The sequence below is a fragment of the Salinicoccus cyprini genome, from assembly GCF_007713705.1.
Lineage (GTDB): Bacteria > Bacillota > Bacilli > Staphylococcales > Salinicoccaceae > Salinicoccus > Salinicoccus cyprini.
Genome location: NZ_VMSJ01000001.1, coordinates 257,729 through 274,162, shown reverse-complemented (window position 1 = coordinate 274,162; position 16,434 = coordinate 257,729). Strand labels below are relative to the sequence as shown.

The window sequence follows — 16,434 nt, the reverse complement described above, 5'->3', positions numbered from 1 at the left end:
GCTTCTATAATTTTTGGAATATTCAAATTGAAGTTTTTACAAATTTTATGTATTTTTTCACTTGAATAGACACCTTTCAAATAACGATGAATGTCGTCAAACCCTTGATAAATAAGACAAAACGCCTCGCTTTCGGAATAAAAACCGGGCATAAGGCGTTTGTAAAGATTATATGAATTTTGAATATTATCTTCTGATCGAACGGATCATCATGAAGCTTTCGGCATGCTCAGTGCAGATGGTCGACCCCCGGACCATGGACAGAGCCCGGATGGCTTCAAGTGATCTTGGATGTGGATAGATTCTGAGCTGGGACTGGTAGCATTCCATTGCTTCGAGTTTCCTGTCGATTGTGCTTGAAATGTCGATATAGACGTTCGGAATGAAAAGGTTGTCCACTGTCGGCGTATTCCACTCCGTTTCGGACAGCGTTTCATACACCAGAATTTCACGCAGAGCCGGCACATTGAATGGACGCAGTGCTACCATGGCTGCATAGGTCGTCTCCGCGTGGTCAAAGTTCATGTCCCCTTTATGCGGCAGGAAGACGACTTCGGGATTGATCCGCGTGACAACGTCATGGATTCTGGCATTGATCTCGCTTGTCTCCATATGGCGCAGTCCGATCATGGGCAGGTGAAGAAAGAACGCTTCCTTCACACCGAGCACTTCATGGGCTGTCTTCGCCTCGCTCCGGATCGTCTCAATCTCCTCGGGATCCGGTCCGCTGGTGACGCCGCATAAGTACACATCATGCCCTTCGTCTGCATACTTGGCGATGACACCGCCTGCCCCCAGCACTTCATCATCATCATGTGGTGCAAAAACAAGAATGTTCATTTCCCCATCTCCCCTATTTGAATTTGTTTCCATCGACGAATTTGAAGTCCGCGACCGTCTCATAGTCCTCAATACGCAGTATGCCATCGGTGCACAGGACATCGATCACACTGGCATCCGACTGGATGATCTGCCCGGGCATGCCGATATACTGCGTATTTTCATGCACACTTGCTTCCCAGATGATGATCTTATGATCCTTGTAGAATGAGAACGCACCCGGGTACGGCCTTGAAGTAGCACGCACCAGCCGATATATATCGTGAGCCGATGCATTCCAGTCGATTCTGCCATCTTCCGGCGTCCGCTTCAGCAGATAGGTGGCTTCATCCGCGTTCTGCTGGGTCGCTGTGACCGCGTCATGCTTCATTTTCTCAAGCACCCGCCCGAGCATCCGTTCGAGTGCTTCGTTGGATGCATGATAGACATCATGTGCGTAATCCTTTTCACCGATCAGATACGTCTCCTGATCGATGATATCACCGGAATCCATGCCTTCATCGATGAAAAAGAGGGACGACTTCGACTCCTGTTCACCGAGAAGCACAAGCCACGGCAGTGCCGCCCTGCCCCGGTACTTCGGCAATGCTGTCGGATGATAGCCGATCACTCCCCGCTTGGCTGAATCGATAATATCGGCTTTGATCAGCTGGGAGATACCCACGACAAATATATAATCGGGCGCAATCGCCTGGATCTTTTCCACACACTCCGCATCATTGATGTTCTTGAAAGTCATATACGGCATATCATTTTTTCGGGCTATGATGGACAGGTCCACGTAGCCTGAAACATTGGTTGAATACTGTCGATCGAGACCAAATACCATCTCCGGCAGATAGTCGTTGCTGATCATCGCATCGAGTACCACTCTGCTTGATTCCACAGAGCCGATCAGCACTGTCTTTATTTTATTCATGCCTTCACCCCTTCGAGACCTTTCCCGCTGTTTTCTTAAAATTGCCCTCTCCAAACAGGACGATCAGAACCGTCTTCAAAATGATCATCAGATCGAGCTTCGCAGAATGCGTGTCCACATACTGGATATCATATTCGATACGTTCTTCCCAACTCAGATACGTATTTCCGTTCACTTGGGCAAGACCGGTCATGCCGGGCTTTACATCGAGTCGCCTCCGCTGATGCGCATCATATTCAGCCACCTGCTGCTCGATGGTTGGACGCGGCCCGACCAGACTCATATCCCCCTTCAGCACATTCAACAGCTGCGGCAGCTCGTCAATTTTAAGACGTCTGATGAGTCTGCCGAAAGCCGTAATCCGCTCTTCGTCCTTGTCGAAATCGAAACGCTCCTCTGCCGAGCGGTCCACCTTCATGCTTCTGAACTTCAAAATGTCAAACAGCCGCTCATGCATGCCGACCCGGCGCTGTCTGAAGAAAAGCGGCCCTGGCATGGTCACTTTGATGATCAGTCCTGTGATCAGCAGGAGTGGCGAGAGTATGAACAGGCAAAATGAACTGACGATAATATCCATGGATCTTTTGATACTTGGCAAGACTACCCCCTTCTTTCATCGTTATTTTTCGGCGTGTGCGACATACTACTTGACTTTCCGGACAACCCTTCCATAAAAATAGCTCAGTATGGTCGGATGTGACCAGAGCGCACTTTCTGCTGTCAGCGGCTGCTTGACCGTAAACCGGTTGTTCAGTACGGACTGGATGGTCTTGTTGTAGTCCTTCAGTGCATGCCCGAGCTGAAGGTGCGAGTATGTCAGAAAGTTATCATCCTCCGTCACTCTGACAACTTTCTGATCCAGTACCGCACCGGAATCGATACCCTTGTCCACGAAGTGTGTCGTCACACCGACCAGATCCTCATCTTTGTTGTAGAGCGCCCAGTATGCTCCGTGCACCCCTCTGTATTTCGGCGTAATACCGACATGGATATTGATGAACTTCGCATCAGTCGCATCAAGAATATCCGCTTTGATGATCGGCGTTCCATTGATGATGATCAGGTCAGGATCCACTTCTCTGATTTTCTGTTTCATCTCTTTAGAATTCACCGAAGAAATATGTGTGATCTTCTCTTTCGGAACATCGTCAGGATCCAGATTGAACTGCCGCTGTATCGCGCGTATTCTTGAAGCCACCCGCTTCGCCAGGAAGACTTTCGAATAGAGCACAAATATGACCTGCCCGATCACCTTCCAAAGACCGAGCCGCTTTATCCGCTTCTTCAGGAATACCAACCTGTCCTCCTTATTGACGACGATGACGTCATTCACATCAAAGTCCCTGCTGACATGATTATAGACATAGCTGGTGCTTGGTCCTAAAGTGCAGATCATCATTATCTTCTCCATTACGCATTCACCTTCTCTACATAGGACTCCATACTTTCAGAGCAGAACCCGTACTTCTCCTCCAGTACTTTGTAATGGGCGATGATTTCCTCGAGGAACTTGAAGTTCTCCTCCGGTGAAACCGTAAAATTATGCGGATGCCACCACAAGTGATAGTAGTGGTTGTTCTTCGCAGCTGCAGTCATCTCCTGCCTGATCCTTCTCAGCTGCAGACTTCTAGAAATTCTGTTCGTCCGGTTCAACGGTCTGAGGAAGCGGCTCGCCTTGATATCGTACAGTGCCTCGGAAGGCACAGCATGCGGATGCGTATGGTTGCCGGTAATATTGAAATACAGATCCACCAGCCGCAGTCCCCTGATGAAATAATTATGCTTGCCCCGGGGCTTGTAGATAAAATGCTCAGGCGTCCCCCTGAAAATATCGATACCAAACTTGCTGATAATCTCAAGATGCTTCTGTTCGAACTGGTTTCTTGGGAATACGATACTCCTGAACGCTATATTCCGATCATCCGCAACCGCTTTGGCCATTTTCATATCATTATAGAACTCCGCTTCACTCTGTCCCGACTCCAGACAAAGGTAGTGGGAGAAAGTATGCGTGCCTATCGTCTGGTAGCTGCTGTTTTTCAACGCCTCGACAATATCGCTCGCAAAAAAGACACCTTCACAGAAGTTCTCTTTTTCAAGAAGGTTTTCGTAGTTATGGTAGTTGTCTATCACCCGCCGCGTGTAGCTCGGCTTAAGGATGCGCGGCATCATACGGTTCAGTTCATCATTGCCTTCAAGCATCAGGAAACCCACTGTCGCCCATGTCACCTTCATTTCATTTTCTTCAAACGTTTCTATCATCCTTGAAGCAACATCCCGCGTCAGATGGAACCGATCGACACATTTGTCATAGTCCGTGAAACCCAAATAGCCCCAATACAGTTCAAAATCCACTGAGATAATAAACGTACCATTCTTCATTGAACACCCCTATTGTGTCGTATTGAATTGTACTCAACTTCCAGTGTGATTCCACTCTGACCCCTCGGAGTGAAACCATGTTCCGTTCTAATAAATTCATGCTTTCCTACCCGACCGCTTTCTGTAATGCACCCTTGTAAAGCATTAATACTTAAACAGTATCTCCCTATTCCACCACCCCCTTTAGTGATGCTACTTGTAACAGATACAGTAAATCTTTTTACAAATATATCATGCACTCTATTTTTTTGGAATATTCAAAAATAAATTATTACAAAAATAATATAATTTTTCACTAGGGAGAAGCCCAGCCATGACAAAATAAAAACCGTACCAGACTCGTTTGAGTTGGTACGGTTTAAGGGATTCAATGCTATTTTTGATACGTCTAATTCCATTAGTCTTCCTTCAGTGGCCCTGCTGCCTTCACCTTGATCCTTGTGGCATTACCAGGCAGGTATGCAAGCGGAATATCCTCGAAGCTGATGATTTCTGTCCTGTCCTTGTCAGCGCCTGCATTGACTGCTTCGTCAATGGCGAACTGCTTGATTTCATCCAGAATCTCACTTCTTCTTGCCGGATCGATGTTGTAGATTTTCTCCACTTCACCACTGATATCGGAAATGGCAGATCCGATGGCATTGGCGACGCCGCTGTTTTCTGGATTGATGACTTCGCTTGCACCCTCGATGTCTCCTTCTATCAAGGTACTGCCACCGCCAACCAGCACGACCGGGACTTCCTTGTCACTGGTCTTCATGCGCTCTATCGCCACTTCGATCATATTGATGATTTCATCATATATACGGTCGACAAGTTCTGTATCCAAGTCATTGACTTTTTCTGCATCTCCAAGTGAAAGTACACCTTTGGCGACTGCAATATCCGTTACAGTCAATGTATCTCCACCGAAAACTTTTGCCTTCTCCGGCAGTCTGTAGCCGACACTGTCCGGCCCAATCTTGAAGTTTTCACCTTCCAGTGTAATGATTGTACCGCCTCCGAGTGCCAGTGAGTAGATGTCCGGCATTCTGAAGTTGGTCTGGACACCTCCAAGTTCCACTGACAGCGAGGACTCCCTCGGGAAACCGTTGTTCAGTACACCGATATCCGTTGTAGTACCGCCGATATCTGCAATGATGGCATTGTCGTGACTGGAAAGGAAGCTTGCGCCCCTCAGGCTGTTGGTCGGACCACATGCCACAGTAAGAATCGGATACTTCAGCGTATACTCCTTCGACATCAGTGTGCCATCGTTCTGGCAGAAATATACTTCACAGTCGACGCCATGCTGTTTGAGCGCCTTTTCAAAGCCTTCCGTCGTCCGTTTGGCTACGTCGATGATGGCTGCATTCAGGACAGTTGCATTTTCACGTTCGAGCAGGCTGATGCTGCCGATCTCGGAAGAGAGTGAGAAAGCGACATCTTCCCCAACAACTGCTTCAATGATTTCCTTGGCACGTGTTTCATGCGCCTTGTTGACCGGGGAGAAAATGGAGGAGATGGCAATGGAGTTGACTTTCCCTTTCAGTTCCCTGGCGATGTCTTCAAGGTGTGCCTCATCGAGCTCGGCAATCAGTTCACCATTGAATTCATGTCCGCCCCTGACCTGATATATATGCTGTCCGATGATGGCCTTCAAGTCATCCGGCATGCTGTAGATCGGTTCGATAGCTGTACCGGCAGGTGCCCCGATGCGTATGACCCCGACGTCGTTCAGACTCTTGCGTGTGACAATCGCATTGGTACACTGCGTTGTACCGAGCATGCCATGGTCGATCAGTGATTTGTCGAGCCCCGATTTTTTGAGCAGTGCTTCCACTGCGCCGGCAATACCTGTTTCAATATCATCTGTTGTTGGATGCTTGAATGCAGTCAGCACGTTCATATCGGAATCAAGAATCACACCATCCGTATTTGTACCGCCCACATCGATGCCCAGTTTATATCTCATTTAAAATTCTCCTTTTCACTGATTTAATGCTTCAATCGTCTGATATTCGAAGTCATAGCCGAAGTAGCCGGGACCCACCGTTTCTATGCCTTTGTCCGTACGCCATTTCGGATCGCACGGCATGCCGAGTATGACGACACGCATGCCGAATTTCAGACCTTCTGTTGTAATCGGCATCCCGGTTTCCGCATCGAGTACAGTGATGAGGTCCGGTGTGAGGCATTTCGGCTGTCCATCCACAAGACAGATCAGGTTTTCATTCTGGAACTCGAGTGTACACTCGGATGACTTGTTCTGATTCATCCCTTCAAACACGGCCTTCCCTCGCACAAAGCCGCCATCCGTGGCGCGTTCCACATCACGGATTTTCCCTTCAAACAGGATGTAGCCATTCGTTGCCTCGACCAGGTCATCGATCGGCTGCTTGGAGGTCATGATGATGTCACCAAGTTTCTCTTCAAACGATAGTGAACCGATGATGGATGATTCCCTTGCCTGCTTTCCACTCATCGGATAGATGGCATTCATCAGGGAACCGCCCATCGTCATTGTCGCGGCACGTGCAATCTTCTCCGTCCATACACCGTCAACAGCATTCAGCACAATCGAGTTGTCCTTCTCATCCGCCAGCACCATTGGTGAGGCATTGATGCCATCGAGATAGTATGTCACCATCTGCAGTTCAGGGAATGCACGGCCCATGCCGTCTGCATCCACTACCGGCAGACCGACTCTCGCTGCCAGTGCAAAAGGCAGCAGGGAGTTGACGCCACCTGCTTCAATCGGCATGGTTGCTGTAATTTTCCTGCCAAGGTATTCTTCAAGTGCATTGAACGCAGCAATCGATTCATTGCCGCTTGGCACCTTTTCGACCATGACCGTCGGTGCACCCATCATTGCTGAAGGAACTACGAGTGCTTCATCATCGAGTTCATCTGCACTGAGCAGTTTGACAGGGCCATACTTTTCAATGGCCTGCAGTGCCATCAGCTTGCCGATGAACGGGTCACCGCCACCCCCTGTTCCAAGAAGTGCGGCGCCAATTGCCATCTTTTCTATTTCTTCTTTACCGATATAACGCATCATGTCACCCTTTAACTGTTTTTTCGAGTGGGATATAGTCATAATCATAGCCGAAGTATCCGGGACCCACTGTCCGGATGCCCGCTTCCGTCTTCCATTTGTCGTCTGCCGGCTGTGCAAACACAACGCAGCGTGCGCCGAATTTCAAGCCTTCGGTCGTAATCGGCATGCCCGTTTCGAGATCAAGCACTGTAATCAGATCCGGTGTTGTACAGCGCGGCACATCATCCACCAGACATACCAGATTTTCGTTCTGGAATTCAATTTTGCATGTCGCATCCTTATCTGCATCGAGACCCGTCAAGGTGGCAGTACCTTTTACAAATCCACCATCCGTCCTGCGCGCCACATCCTGGATCTTGCCTCGGAATAGAATCGTGCCGCCAAGCAATACTTGCAGATCTTCAATCGGCTGCTTGGAAGTCATCAGCGTCTCACCAATCGCAATGGACGTCGATACAGTATGATGGATGGCATAATCGTGGAGTTCCTGCCTGCTGAGCAAGTAGACACCATTCAGTATGGATCCGCCCATGACAGTCGTCAGACTGCGTGCAATCTTCTCCGTCCATAGTCCGTCACTTGTATTCAGAATGGCCGTATTTCCCTTTTCATCAGCGAAGACAGCCGGTGTATTGTGGATGCCATTGACGTTGAATGTATCCATCTGCATTTCCGGGAATGCACGTCCCATGCCATCGGCATCGACGAGCGGTACCCCTTTGATGGCTGCGAATATGATCGGGATCATGGAATTGACCCCGCCCGCTTCGATCGGCATGACAGCATCGATCTTATCACCATTGTATTTGACAAATTCGTCATAGAGGATATCAAATGATTCGAAGTTCGGTATCTTTTCAACGAGCACAGTCGGTGCACCTACCATCGCAAATGTCGCAACAGTGGCATCCGTTGCCAGTTCATCGATTGTGATCATCTGTACCGGCCCGTATTTATCGATGGACTGCTGGGCCATCAGTTTACCGACGTACGGATCACCACCCCCGCCGGTGCCAAGAAGCGCTGCACCGATTGCAAGCTTATCCATATCCTGCTTATCAAGATACTTCATTGCCGACCTCTTTCCCGTCATCCATCAGCCATTTGCTCGCACCAATCTGAAGAATGAAGGCGACGATGAAGGCATCGATTGCCGGTGCATTGGTCAATGTGAACCATGCAAAGCCAAGTGGTGGCGCTGAAGTTGCGAAAGCTAAGAATATGGCGATTGCCCATATGCCGATACTATAATAGTTCACCTTCTTGATCAGGTCGATCTTGGCAAAGTCATAGGCATGTCTGCGCATGATGAAGTCCGCTGCATAGATGCCGCCGACCGGCGGAATCATGATGCTCAGTACATTCAGAAATGTGATGAAGTTCGTATAGATGCCGGTGATGGCAAAGACCGTACCGACAATGCCGGCAAAGATGGTGATGATGTATTTCGGTACCGATCTGAATACAACCGAGAAGCCGAGTGCTGATGAATAGAGGTTCGTATTATTTGTCGTCCACTGGGCCAGTATCAGTACAAGCATGCCGCCTGTACCCCAGCCGATGCCGATCATGATGGCCACTACGTCGACTTCTGTTGTTGCTTTGGCCAGGAGGATCGCAATCAGCAGGACAATCGAATAGCCGATGAAATAGCCGAGCAGTGAAGAGATGACTGTGTCCTTCGTCCCTCTTGCATACCTGGAAAAGTCCGGTGCGATGATGGCACCGACAGCCAGTGAACCGATGACGAGCGAAATGCCTGCACCGAGTGTGATCGGTTCTGCAGCCAACGCCGCGCTGTTCAGTTCAGACAATGAGTAGTTGTTCAACACGATGATGGTGGAACCGACAAGTAGGATGCCGAGAAGCGGCACTGCCACGATGCTCAGTTTCTCAATCGCCTTGTATCCGATCATCGAGGTCACCGTCATCAATATACCTCCGATGACCATAAGTAACGTACGATTCACTTCAATCCCGAAGACCGACTGGATGACGTTCAGCAGACTCGATCCGAAAAGGTCAAGCTGGACGCCGAACCATCCGAACAAGGAGATCGCGATGACGACGGATACGAGATAGGCACCGTAACGCCCCATTGCGAAAGACGAGATCATAGATGTCGATAAGCCGGTCTTGTTTCCTGGAATACCGCACAAAATGTTCAGGATGGCGAGCAGGAATGTTCCGACAAGCGATACGATAATTGCCTGGGAAAGGCTCATGCCACTGCCAAGTGCGCCGCCAAGTGCAGTCGCTGACAGAGCGATGATGCCCGCAATCCACACCATTGTAAGCTTTAACCAGCCCTGCCTTTCCGATTCCGGTACCGGGCGTACTTCATAATCCTCGATCAGACGCTGTGCTTCCTTGTTTCTTACATTGCTACTAATGGTGCTATCAACTGCTTGTGTTTTCATATTATGCCTCCTTCAGCATGGCTCGAAGAGCCAGATTCATCAGTTTTTTTGCATGAGCGATTTCCTTTTCCATCCGTGCATCGGAATAGATGATGCTGCCCCAGAAGATCCCATTCCCAATCAGCAGGAACGTTTCAAGCAGGTCGCCGGCAGATGTATCATCCACTTCCCTGTACTCGGCTTTGATATCGGCATACAGTTTGTCGTAAAGCCAGTGGTTATATTGTTCCAGGTACTGCTCCACTTCCATCTTGAAATCGTCGTTTGTACTCTCCATCAGTCTGAGATAGACCGATGTCTCTGAGCGGTTTTCACGGTGGTGGGCTGCAATCTTTGCAAGCATGGCTTCCAGACGGACTTCGAGGCTTGCATCCTCATGCTTGAAATACTCGTCCGTCATCGCTTTGAAATGGTTGGATAGCACTTTCAGCAGTACATCATTGACAAGCTCATCCTTGTTCTTGAAGAAGTAATAGATGGAAGCGGCCTTGATATCGCAGTCCTTTGCGATGTTCTTCATTGTCGTCCCTTCATATCCATAGATTGAAAGATGCTTGAGCGTTGAAGCGAGAATCTTGTCTTTGGTCACATCATCACCTACCTAATATTTGTTAGGTAGCATACCACAAAAAATTAGATTAGTAAATATTTTCTGACATATTCGAATTAAAAAAAGTCCTGTCAATCATCCGATACCTTAGAGAAATGCCTGTTCCAGTATGTTCAGATAGTCCACTTTCGCAATCGGACGTACATTGCTTGGCGTCGATCCGTTCCGTTCTGCAATTTCCGCCATGTGTTCAAGATCCGACGCTTTGACATACGATAATTCTCCAAGCGTTGGTATATCGAGTTGTTCTGTGAATGCATAGAGTCCCCGTACCATCTTATCGATCGCCACCGTCTCGGAATCCAATTCATCTGCAAAGTTCATGATTCTTGAGAGTTCGGCGTGCAGTGCCCTGTCTTCTTCGGCATTGTACTGGACGACGTATGGCAGGAATATGGCATTGGCAATACCATGCGGCGTATCATACAGACTGCCCAGTGCCTCGGCCAGGCAGTGGACCGCAGCGACATCGGCAGAACCGAAGCAGAGTCCAGCGAGCAGGCTGCCTTCCTGCATCTTCGATCTGGCTTCAAAATCTGCACCATTCCTGTAGGCTTTCGGAAGATATTCCACAATTTCCTTCATTGCCGCTGCACCCATCGCTTTGGACACCGGATTCGTCAGCTTGCATGTATAGCCTTCAATCGCATGAACCAGTGCATCGACACCGGTTGCTGCGGTGATGGACCCGGGCACCGATACCGTCAGTTCCGGATCAAGTATCGCTACGTCCGGTCGTAGCAGTTCATGCTTCAGTGTAATTTTCGTATGCGTTTCAGCCAAAGTGATGACAGCGGAACGGGTGACTTCGGATCCAGTACCGGCTGTTGTCGGGATGCAGATGAGCGGTGCGACATTGGCATATGTCACCCTGCCTTCAATATAGTCCTCAAAGCTGCCGCCATTCGGGCCGAGAAGTGCAATGGCCTTGGCAACATCCATCGGACTGCCTCCGCCGATCGCGACAAGTGCAGTGGTACCTTCCTGTCTGAACACTTCCGCTCCTGCAAGACATTCGTGATCTCTCGGATTCGGTGACACTTCATTGAAATGAACAACTTTATATCCTGAACCTGTCAGATGCGCCTCTATCGGATCTACCAGTCCTATTTTTCTGACCCCCGGGTCACTGACAATCATCACCGTCGCATCCGGATTGATCATATCAGCCATGATGGGTGCAAGTGCATTCGACGCCCCAGCTCCCATCTTGATTCTTGTATTGCAGAAATACTCGAAATTCATATAAGTTTTCCTCCCTGATCATATTTCCATTTGGAGGATCGCTTTCATCCTCAAATCTTTCAATGTAATGGATGCGTAAAAGTGATATAGTCATTATATTCAAATAATTTAAATAGATATATAGAAACTTTTCGATCAAATCAATCGTCTAGACCGATTATGAAAGGAGATAACCGCATGGAAATTAAACAGCTTCTCATATTTCAGACTGCCGCCAAGGAACTGAACTTCACCCGGACAGCCCAGATGCTTGGATATGCTCAGTCGAGCATCACGGCAAACATTACAGCACTCGAAACAGAGCTTGGGGTACAGCTATTTGAAAGGCTCGGCAAAAGAGTCATTCTTACGGAAGCAGGTAGAAATCTGCAGAACTACGCAGACAGGATTCTCGATCTGACCATGGAAGCTTCCGCCATCATCGGCAATAACAGCGAGCCAAGCGGTATTCTGACAATATGTGCTTCGGAGACCCACTGTACATACCGTCTGCCTGCAATTCTCAAGGATTTCCAGGAAAAATATCCGAAAGTGGAACTGATATTCAGGCCTGCTGTCTATGAAAAGGAAATCCTCTCCCTCATCTCTGAAGGACAGATCGACGTCGCTCTCCTGTCGATGAAGACGCTGACAAGTGATTCCCTCATTGTGAAAGAACTGAAAGAGGAAACGATGGCACTCATCTGCAGCACAACCAATCCGCTAGGCGATCAGAAAAGCATCCGCAGTGAGGATTTGTCCGGCCAGCAGCTGCTACTGACAGAAGCGTGCGACTACCGTACTGCATTCGAAGAAATGCTGCTAAAGATTGGAGTAGAAACGAAGCGCAGGCTTGAACTCGGAGATATAGAAGCCATCAAGCAATGTGTCATGGCGGACCTTGGTGTGGCAATGATTCCGGAGGTTGTGGTAAGAAAGGAAATCCAGGAAGGACGTATAAGGAAACTGGATTGGGAAGGGAACGACCTGGACATAGTAATCCAGATGTTCTGGCATAAGAACAAATGGATATCGCCCGCACTGAAGGCTTTTATAGATGTTGCACACGAGCATATTCAAAGCGTATGAATGACGCATTCCAAAACAAAGGAGCAGTACATATGGATGAAATAAGAACATTCATGGAAGAGAACAAGGAACAGATTATCAAGGATATCAAATTTATCGTGGAAGCTGATTCCCCCACCGACAACAAGACACTTGCGGATGAATGCAAAAAGAGAATCCAGTTGCTGCTGAAGGACTACTTCGGGTATGAGGCGGAGGAAATCGTACAGGATGAGTACGGCGACCATCTCAGATTCGAGTATGGTACAGGAGATGAGACGATCCTGATCCTCTCCCACTACGACACTGTGTGGAATAAAGGCGATCTGGAGCTGGTGGAGGAGAAGAATCGTATATATGGTCCAGGCATACTGGATATGAAAGGTGGACTCGTCCAGACAATATGGGCCTTAAAAGCCATTAAAGATCTGGAACTGTCCTTAAACAAAAAAATCGTCTTTCTCTGTACAAGCGATGAGGAGGTGGGCAGTCCTTCTTCTGAAGAACTGATCACCGATGAAGCATTGAACAGTACTGCCACGCTTGTAACGGAACCCCCTGTAGCTGGAACCAAAGCGCTTAAGTCCGGCAGGAAAGGTTCTTCCAGATACTATGTCGACATCTACGGCAAAGCAGCCCATTCCGGCAACAACCATGAGGATGGCGTCAATGCGATCAAGGAAGCGGCACAGCACATCGTGAAACTCGAGTCGCTGACCGACTATGACAAGGGAACGACGATCAACGTCGGCAGCATCGAAGGCGGTGGGAAGCTGAACGTCATCCCGGACCATGCCAGATTCGGTGTTAACGTACGCGTGGAGACGGAAGAAGAGCAAAAGAGGATAGATGACTACATGAACAGCCTGTCCGCCTACACGGAAGGCATCGCGGTGGAAGTGTTTGGCGGCATAAATAGACCTCCCATGACGAAAAATGAAAACACTGTCGACCTGCTCGAAGTTGCACAGGAAGCCGCTGATGACATCGGGATGGGTGAAATTAAAGACGAATTCGTCGGTGGCGGCAGTGACGCCAACTTCACTGCAAACCTGGGCGTGCCCACTCTTGACGGTCTTGGAGCAGTCGGCGCAGGCATCCATGCCCAGAATGAACATATTGTAGTGGATGAAGTACCCGAAAGAGCGAGCTTTCTATGCAGTTTGATTGTTTCACTGTAAAGAGAAAGATATGAAAAGTAAAAGGCTTACTCGCAGAAGTTGGTTAAATATCAAATGATTAGTGAACAGCTAAAAGCCCCTTCAAAAACTCCACTTACCAAGTGGCCATTTTGAAAGGGCTTATAAATTCTAAAACTTCTCTGTAAGGTTATTATTTTTTCTTCGAATCAGACAAGCAGCTAAAAAATCTTTTCGGATCATTTTGTATCTAGCACTTCATTACTACTTCGTGATTTGGCAATCCCAAGACCCGTGGATGCGTTAATCATGGCGAATACGATACATAAGTAACATGGTATTGCCCAAATCCAGTAATCTGCTACTGAAACCTCGAGCACTTCCATATAGTATATTCCGGAAACGCCCCACGGTACCAACGGCAGGATCATAGTACTCGAATCCTCGAGACTCCTGGACAGATTCTTATGATGCAATCCTTTTTCAGTATAGGCATCCTGCAGGAGAACTCCCACCATGATGATGGCCACTGATGCCACACCCGCCGTAAGGACAATAATCAGACTGCTTAGAACCGTAATACCGACCAGTTGCCATGTCGATTGGATGGAGGAAGAAAACGTTGAAAGAATTTTATTAAGACATCCCGAAGCTTCTACAATGCCCGCAAAAGCATATCCACAAAATATCGTCACCACGATGGTGGTCATTGAGAATAAACCACCTCTTGTAATAAGTGAGATTACACTTTCCGATAAATTGTCCGGATTAAAATTTGCCGCTTCAACCATTCCAATGCTGAATCCGTCGGCCATGGCTGTAATACCGTTAACTAAGGAAAATCCATTAGAAAATATTCCTATCAGGACTGCAACGACTGAAGATAAAAGCATCATGGGTACTACAGGTTTTTTGGCCATTGCACCCCACAGCACGAAAATGAAAGGAAGTAGCATGAAAATGTTCCAATCGAATATCATAGACAGTTCTTCGGTCAGCCCTGTCCTGCCACCCGTTGATCCGGTGGAATAATCGATGTTTATACCGACAAAAAACCAGACGATCAGACCAACAAGCGAAGCAGGCACCGTTGTCCATAGCATATGTTTGATGTGATCGTATAAATTCACTTGGACTACCAGGGCAGCCAAGTTAGTGGTATCCGACAGGGGTGACAGTTTGTCCCCAAAAACACCTCCGGAGATGATTGCTCCAGCAGCAATACCGAGTGGTACATTCAATTCCATTGCTATGCCGATCAGCGCCACACCAGCAGTTGCCACCGATCCCCAGGCAGTACCTGTTGCAACAGATACTACTGCCGTAATTATGAATGCAGTAACCAGAAAATAAGCAGGATCTATGATCTGTAAGCCGTAATAGATCAACATCGGTACAGTGCCAGAGTATATCCATGTGCCGATGATGATGCCGACCGTGAAAATGATGAAAATAGCGGGCATGGCAGTCGTCAGTCTTTTGATTATGCCTTCCTCCATAGCTTTCCATCCCAACCCCACACGGTAGGCAATGAATGCAGCATATGCTGCAGAAATTAACAATAGTGGCTGAATCGGAATACCATATATCCCAAAACCTACACCAATGACTATTCCTAGAACGATAAAACATGAGATTGCTTCAAAAAATGTCGGTTCCCTTTTCATGTATGCATCCCCTTTATGGTTGAGTTATACGGTACTGATCAACTGACTCAATGTAAAATCACCGAAACCCAGTTTGTCCAAATTGATTCCGGTTTCAAAGAAGTCCTCTTCCAATATGGTGCTACCCAAAGTGATAACAGAATCAATGTTGGGCGTTTTGACACCGGCCACTCTTCCCAAGTCGGACCATAAAACCAGTCCGGTGGAAATGTCTTCAGTGAAATACCTTGAATTGACAGCTACAGGTCCTTTGATCTTGGAATAAACCTCACTTGTATTGAAAAGAGTTTGTAAATCCTTACCATTATCGGAAAAATAACCTCTCCCAGCTCTGCTCTCTATAGCATTCTCCAGCCTAAATCCGAAAGCTTTGCCGATGGCCAGCCGTTCCTGTTCGATTGCTCTCAACACTTTGACGGTATGTTCCGTAATGCCTTCTTTGTATAAATAAAAATCCCCGTTTGAATAATCAATCCGGCCTGCATTCAAAAGCGCTGGTCCGGGATGCACTTCGGGATTCCCATTTTCCAAAGTCGTATGCCATATATTTTCTGCAGGAACAAGGCAATCGTATATTTGCGAACATATATTCATCAGTTCCTCTGTTTCAGTTGCAGGAAATGCGGAAAAGAAAATTTTCTTCACATATAATGATATTTCAACCCTGGCCTCCTCGGGAAACGCGCGGGTGCCATAAGTCAGTGAATTAGTTTCACATATCCTGTACGTTTTATGTATTCCCATCTGTTCTGCTTTGTTTAAAAACCTCAGTGACCCCATGGTACCGGCCCCGTTGATAAAAATGACCTGATGCTCTTTCACATGTTGCGCAAGAATTTCCGCAATATCTTCAATTGCAAAACTTGGCACAGTCAACATGATGACTTCCGCATCTTGAACGGCTTCTGCAATATTGGTGGTCACACTGGAGAATTCGATGAACTTCTCACGGTTTTCATCTTTTAAATTTATCCCTCCCTGATGTCTGATACCCTCGAGATTCTTCTCATATAAAGGAATTTCGAATAACTGAATATCGAATCCCCTGTCCGTTAAGTCAGCTGCAGCAGTAATTCCACCGTTGCCAGCGCCAATAATCGTCACCTTGTTAACTTTCATAAAATA

At 47.7% G+C, this 16,434-nt stretch carries 15 protein-coding genes; 2 read left to right on the top strand and 13 right to left on the bottom strand.

Going from position 1 to position 16,434, the window contains the following annotated elements:
- Positions 1–186 precede the first annotated feature (186 nt).
- The 11 genes from FO441_RS01260 to FO441_RS01210 all read right to left on the bottom strand — a co-directional run bounded on the left by FO441_RS01260 (position 187) and on the right by FO441_RS01210 (position 11,456).
- Positions 187–840, bottom strand: a complete 654-nt coding sequence (locus FO441_RS01260) for a PIG-L deacetylase family protein (protein WP_145284645.1) — start codon at positions 838–840, stop codon at positions 187–189.
- A 13-nt stretch (positions 841–853) separates the two neighbouring features.
- A complete protein-coding gene (locus FO441_RS01255; RefSeq protein ID WP_246094973.1) occupies positions 854–1,759 on the bottom strand; it encodes a methionyl-tRNA formyltransferase in 906 nt (301 codons plus the stop codon).
- Between the two features lie 4 nt (positions 1,760–1,763).
- A complete protein-coding gene (locus FO441_RS01250; RefSeq protein WP_246094971.1) occupies positions 1,764–2,357 on the bottom strand; it encodes a sugar transferase in 594 nt (197 codons plus the stop codon).
- A gap of 45 nt (positions 2,358–2,402) precedes the next feature.
- A complete protein-coding gene (locus FO441_RS01245) occupies positions 2,403–3,170 on the bottom strand; it encodes a formyl transferase (RefSeq protein ID WP_145284642.1) in 768 nt (255 codons plus the stop codon).
- Entirely contained in the window at positions 3,170–4,141 is a 972-nt protein-coding gene (locus tag FO441_RS01240) for a polysaccharide deacetylase family protein (RefSeq protein WP_145284639.1), read from the bottom strand. Before FO441_RS01240 ends, FO441_RS01245 begins: the two co-directional genes overlap by 1 nt.
- A gap of 397 nt (positions 4,142–4,538) precedes the next feature.
- Positions 4,539–6,095 carry a hydantoinase/oxoprolinase N-terminal domain-containing protein gene (locus FO441_RS01235; protein ID WP_145284636.1) on the bottom strand — a complete coding sequence of 519 codons (1,557 nt, stop codon included), beginning with the start codon at positions 6,093–6,095 and terminating at the stop codon, positions 4,539–4,541.
- Between the two features lie 15 nt (positions 6,096–6,110).
- Positions 6,111–7,178: an S-methyl thiohydantoin desulfurase family protein gene (locus FO441_RS01230; RefSeq protein WP_145284633.1), complete on the bottom strand. Its 1,068-nt coding sequence runs from the start codon at positions 7,176–7,178 to the stop codon at positions 6,111–6,113.
- Between the two features lie 4 nt (positions 7,179–7,182).
- Positions 7,183–8,253 (bottom strand): S-methyl thiohydantoin desulfurase family protein, encoded by a 1,071-nt coding sequence (locus tag FO441_RS01225; RefSeq protein ID WP_145284630.1) that lies wholly within the window; start codon positions 8,251–8,253, stop codon positions 7,183–7,185.
- On the bottom strand, positions 8,240–9,601 hold the full coding sequence (locus FO441_RS01220) for a purine-cytosine permease family protein (RefSeq protein WP_145284627.1): 1,362 nt from the start codon (positions 9,599–9,601) through the stop codon (positions 8,240–8,242). Before FO441_RS01220 ends, FO441_RS01225 begins: the two co-directional genes overlap by 14 nt.
- A gap of 1 nt (position 9,602) precedes the next feature.
- On the bottom strand, positions 9,603–10,190 hold the full coding sequence (locus FO441_RS01215) for a TetR/AcrR family transcriptional regulator (RefSeq protein WP_145284624.1): 588 nt from the start codon (positions 10,188–10,190) through the stop codon (positions 9,603–9,605).
- Between the two features lie 108 nt (positions 10,191–10,298).
- The gene (locus FO441_RS01210; protein ID WP_145284621.1) at positions 10,299–11,456 is read right to left on the bottom strand and encodes an iron-containing alcohol dehydrogenase; all 1,158 of its coding nucleotides are present in this window, start codon (positions 11,454–11,456) and stop codon (positions 10,299–10,301) included.
- Positions 11,457–11,633: 177 nt separating this feature from the next.
- Here FO441_RS01210 and FO441_RS01205 point away from each other — a divergent pair, with 177 nt between their 5' ends.
- The gene (locus FO441_RS01205; RefSeq protein ID WP_145284618.1) at positions 11,634–12,524 is read left to right on the top strand and encodes a LysR family transcriptional regulator; all 891 of its coding nucleotides are present in this window, start codon (positions 11,634–11,636) and stop codon (positions 12,522–12,524) included.
- 32 nt (positions 12,525–12,556) lie between these two features.
- Positions 12,557–13,684 (top strand): M20 family metallopeptidase, encoded by a 1,128-nt coding sequence (locus FO441_RS01200; RefSeq protein WP_145284615.1) that lies wholly within the window; start codon positions 12,557–12,559, stop codon positions 13,682–13,684.
- A 197-nt stretch (positions 13,685–13,881) separates the two neighbouring features.
- Here the strand turns inward: FO441_RS01200 and nhaC are convergent, their stop codons facing one another.
- Both nhaC and FO441_RS01190 read right to left on the bottom strand, forming a co-directional pair.
- Positions 13,882–15,309: a Na+/H+ antiporter NhaC gene (nhaC, locus tag FO441_RS01195; protein ID WP_145284612.1), complete on the bottom strand. Its 1,428-nt coding sequence runs from the start codon at positions 15,307–15,309 to the stop codon at positions 13,882–13,884.
- A gap of 24 nt (positions 15,310–15,333) precedes the next feature.
- A complete protein-coding gene (locus tag FO441_RS01190; protein WP_145284610.1) occupies positions 15,334–16,428 on the bottom strand; it encodes an NAD/NADP-dependent octopine/nopaline dehydrogenase family protein in 1,095 nt (364 codons plus the stop codon).
- Positions 16,429–16,434 lie beyond the last annotated feature (6 nt).

Bases quoted from the DNA above. Each gene is read 5' to 3' on its own strand.
- FO441_RS01205 (WP_145284618.1), top strand. From the start codon at position 11,634: ATGGAAATTAAACAGCTTCTCATATTTCAGACTGCCGCCAAGGAACTG.
- FO441_RS01240 (WP_145284639.1), bottom strand. From the start codon at position 4,141: ATGAAGAATGGTACGTTTATTATCTCAGTGGATTTTGAACTGTATTGG.
- FO441_RS01190 (WP_145284610.1), bottom strand. From the start codon at position 16,428: ATGAAAGTTAACAAGGTGACGATTATTGGCGCTGGCAACGGTGGAATT.
- FO441_RS01235 (WP_145284636.1), bottom strand. From the start codon at position 6,095: ATGAGATATAAACTGGGCATCGATGTGGGCGGTACAAATACGGATGGT.
- FO441_RS01260 (WP_145284645.1), bottom strand. From the start codon at position 840: ATGAACATTCTTGTTTTTGCACCACATGATGATGATGAAGTGCTGGGG.
- FO441_RS01220 (WP_145284627.1), bottom strand. From the start codon at position 9,601: ATGAAAACACAAGCAGTTGATAGCACCATTAGTAGCAATGTAAGAAAC.
- FO441_RS01255 (WP_246094973.1), bottom strand. From the start codon at position 1,759: ATGAATAAAATAAAGACAGTGCTGATCGGCTCTGTGGAATCAAGCAGA.
- FO441_RS01245 (WP_145284642.1), bottom strand. From the start codon at position 3,170: ATGGAGAAGATAATGATGATCTGCACTTTAGGACCAAGCACCAGCTAT.
- nhaC (WP_145284612.1), bottom strand. From the start codon at position 15,309: ATGAAAAGGGAACCGACATTTTTTGAAGCAATCTCATGTTTTATCGTT.
- FO441_RS01210 (WP_145284621.1), bottom strand. From the start codon at position 11,456: ATGAATTTCGAGTATTTCTGCAATACAAGAATCAAGATGGGAGCTGGG.
- FO441_RS01200 (WP_145284615.1), top strand. From the start codon at position 12,557: ATGGATGAAATAAGAACATTCATGGAAGAGAACAAGGAACAGATTATC.
- FO441_RS01230 (WP_145284633.1), bottom strand. From the start codon at position 7,178: ATGCGTTATATCGGTAAAGAAGAAATAGAAAAGATGGCAATTGGCGCC.
- FO441_RS01225 (WP_145284630.1), bottom strand. From the start codon at position 8,253: ATGAAGTATCTTGATAAGCAGGATATGGATAAGCTTGCAATCGGTGCA.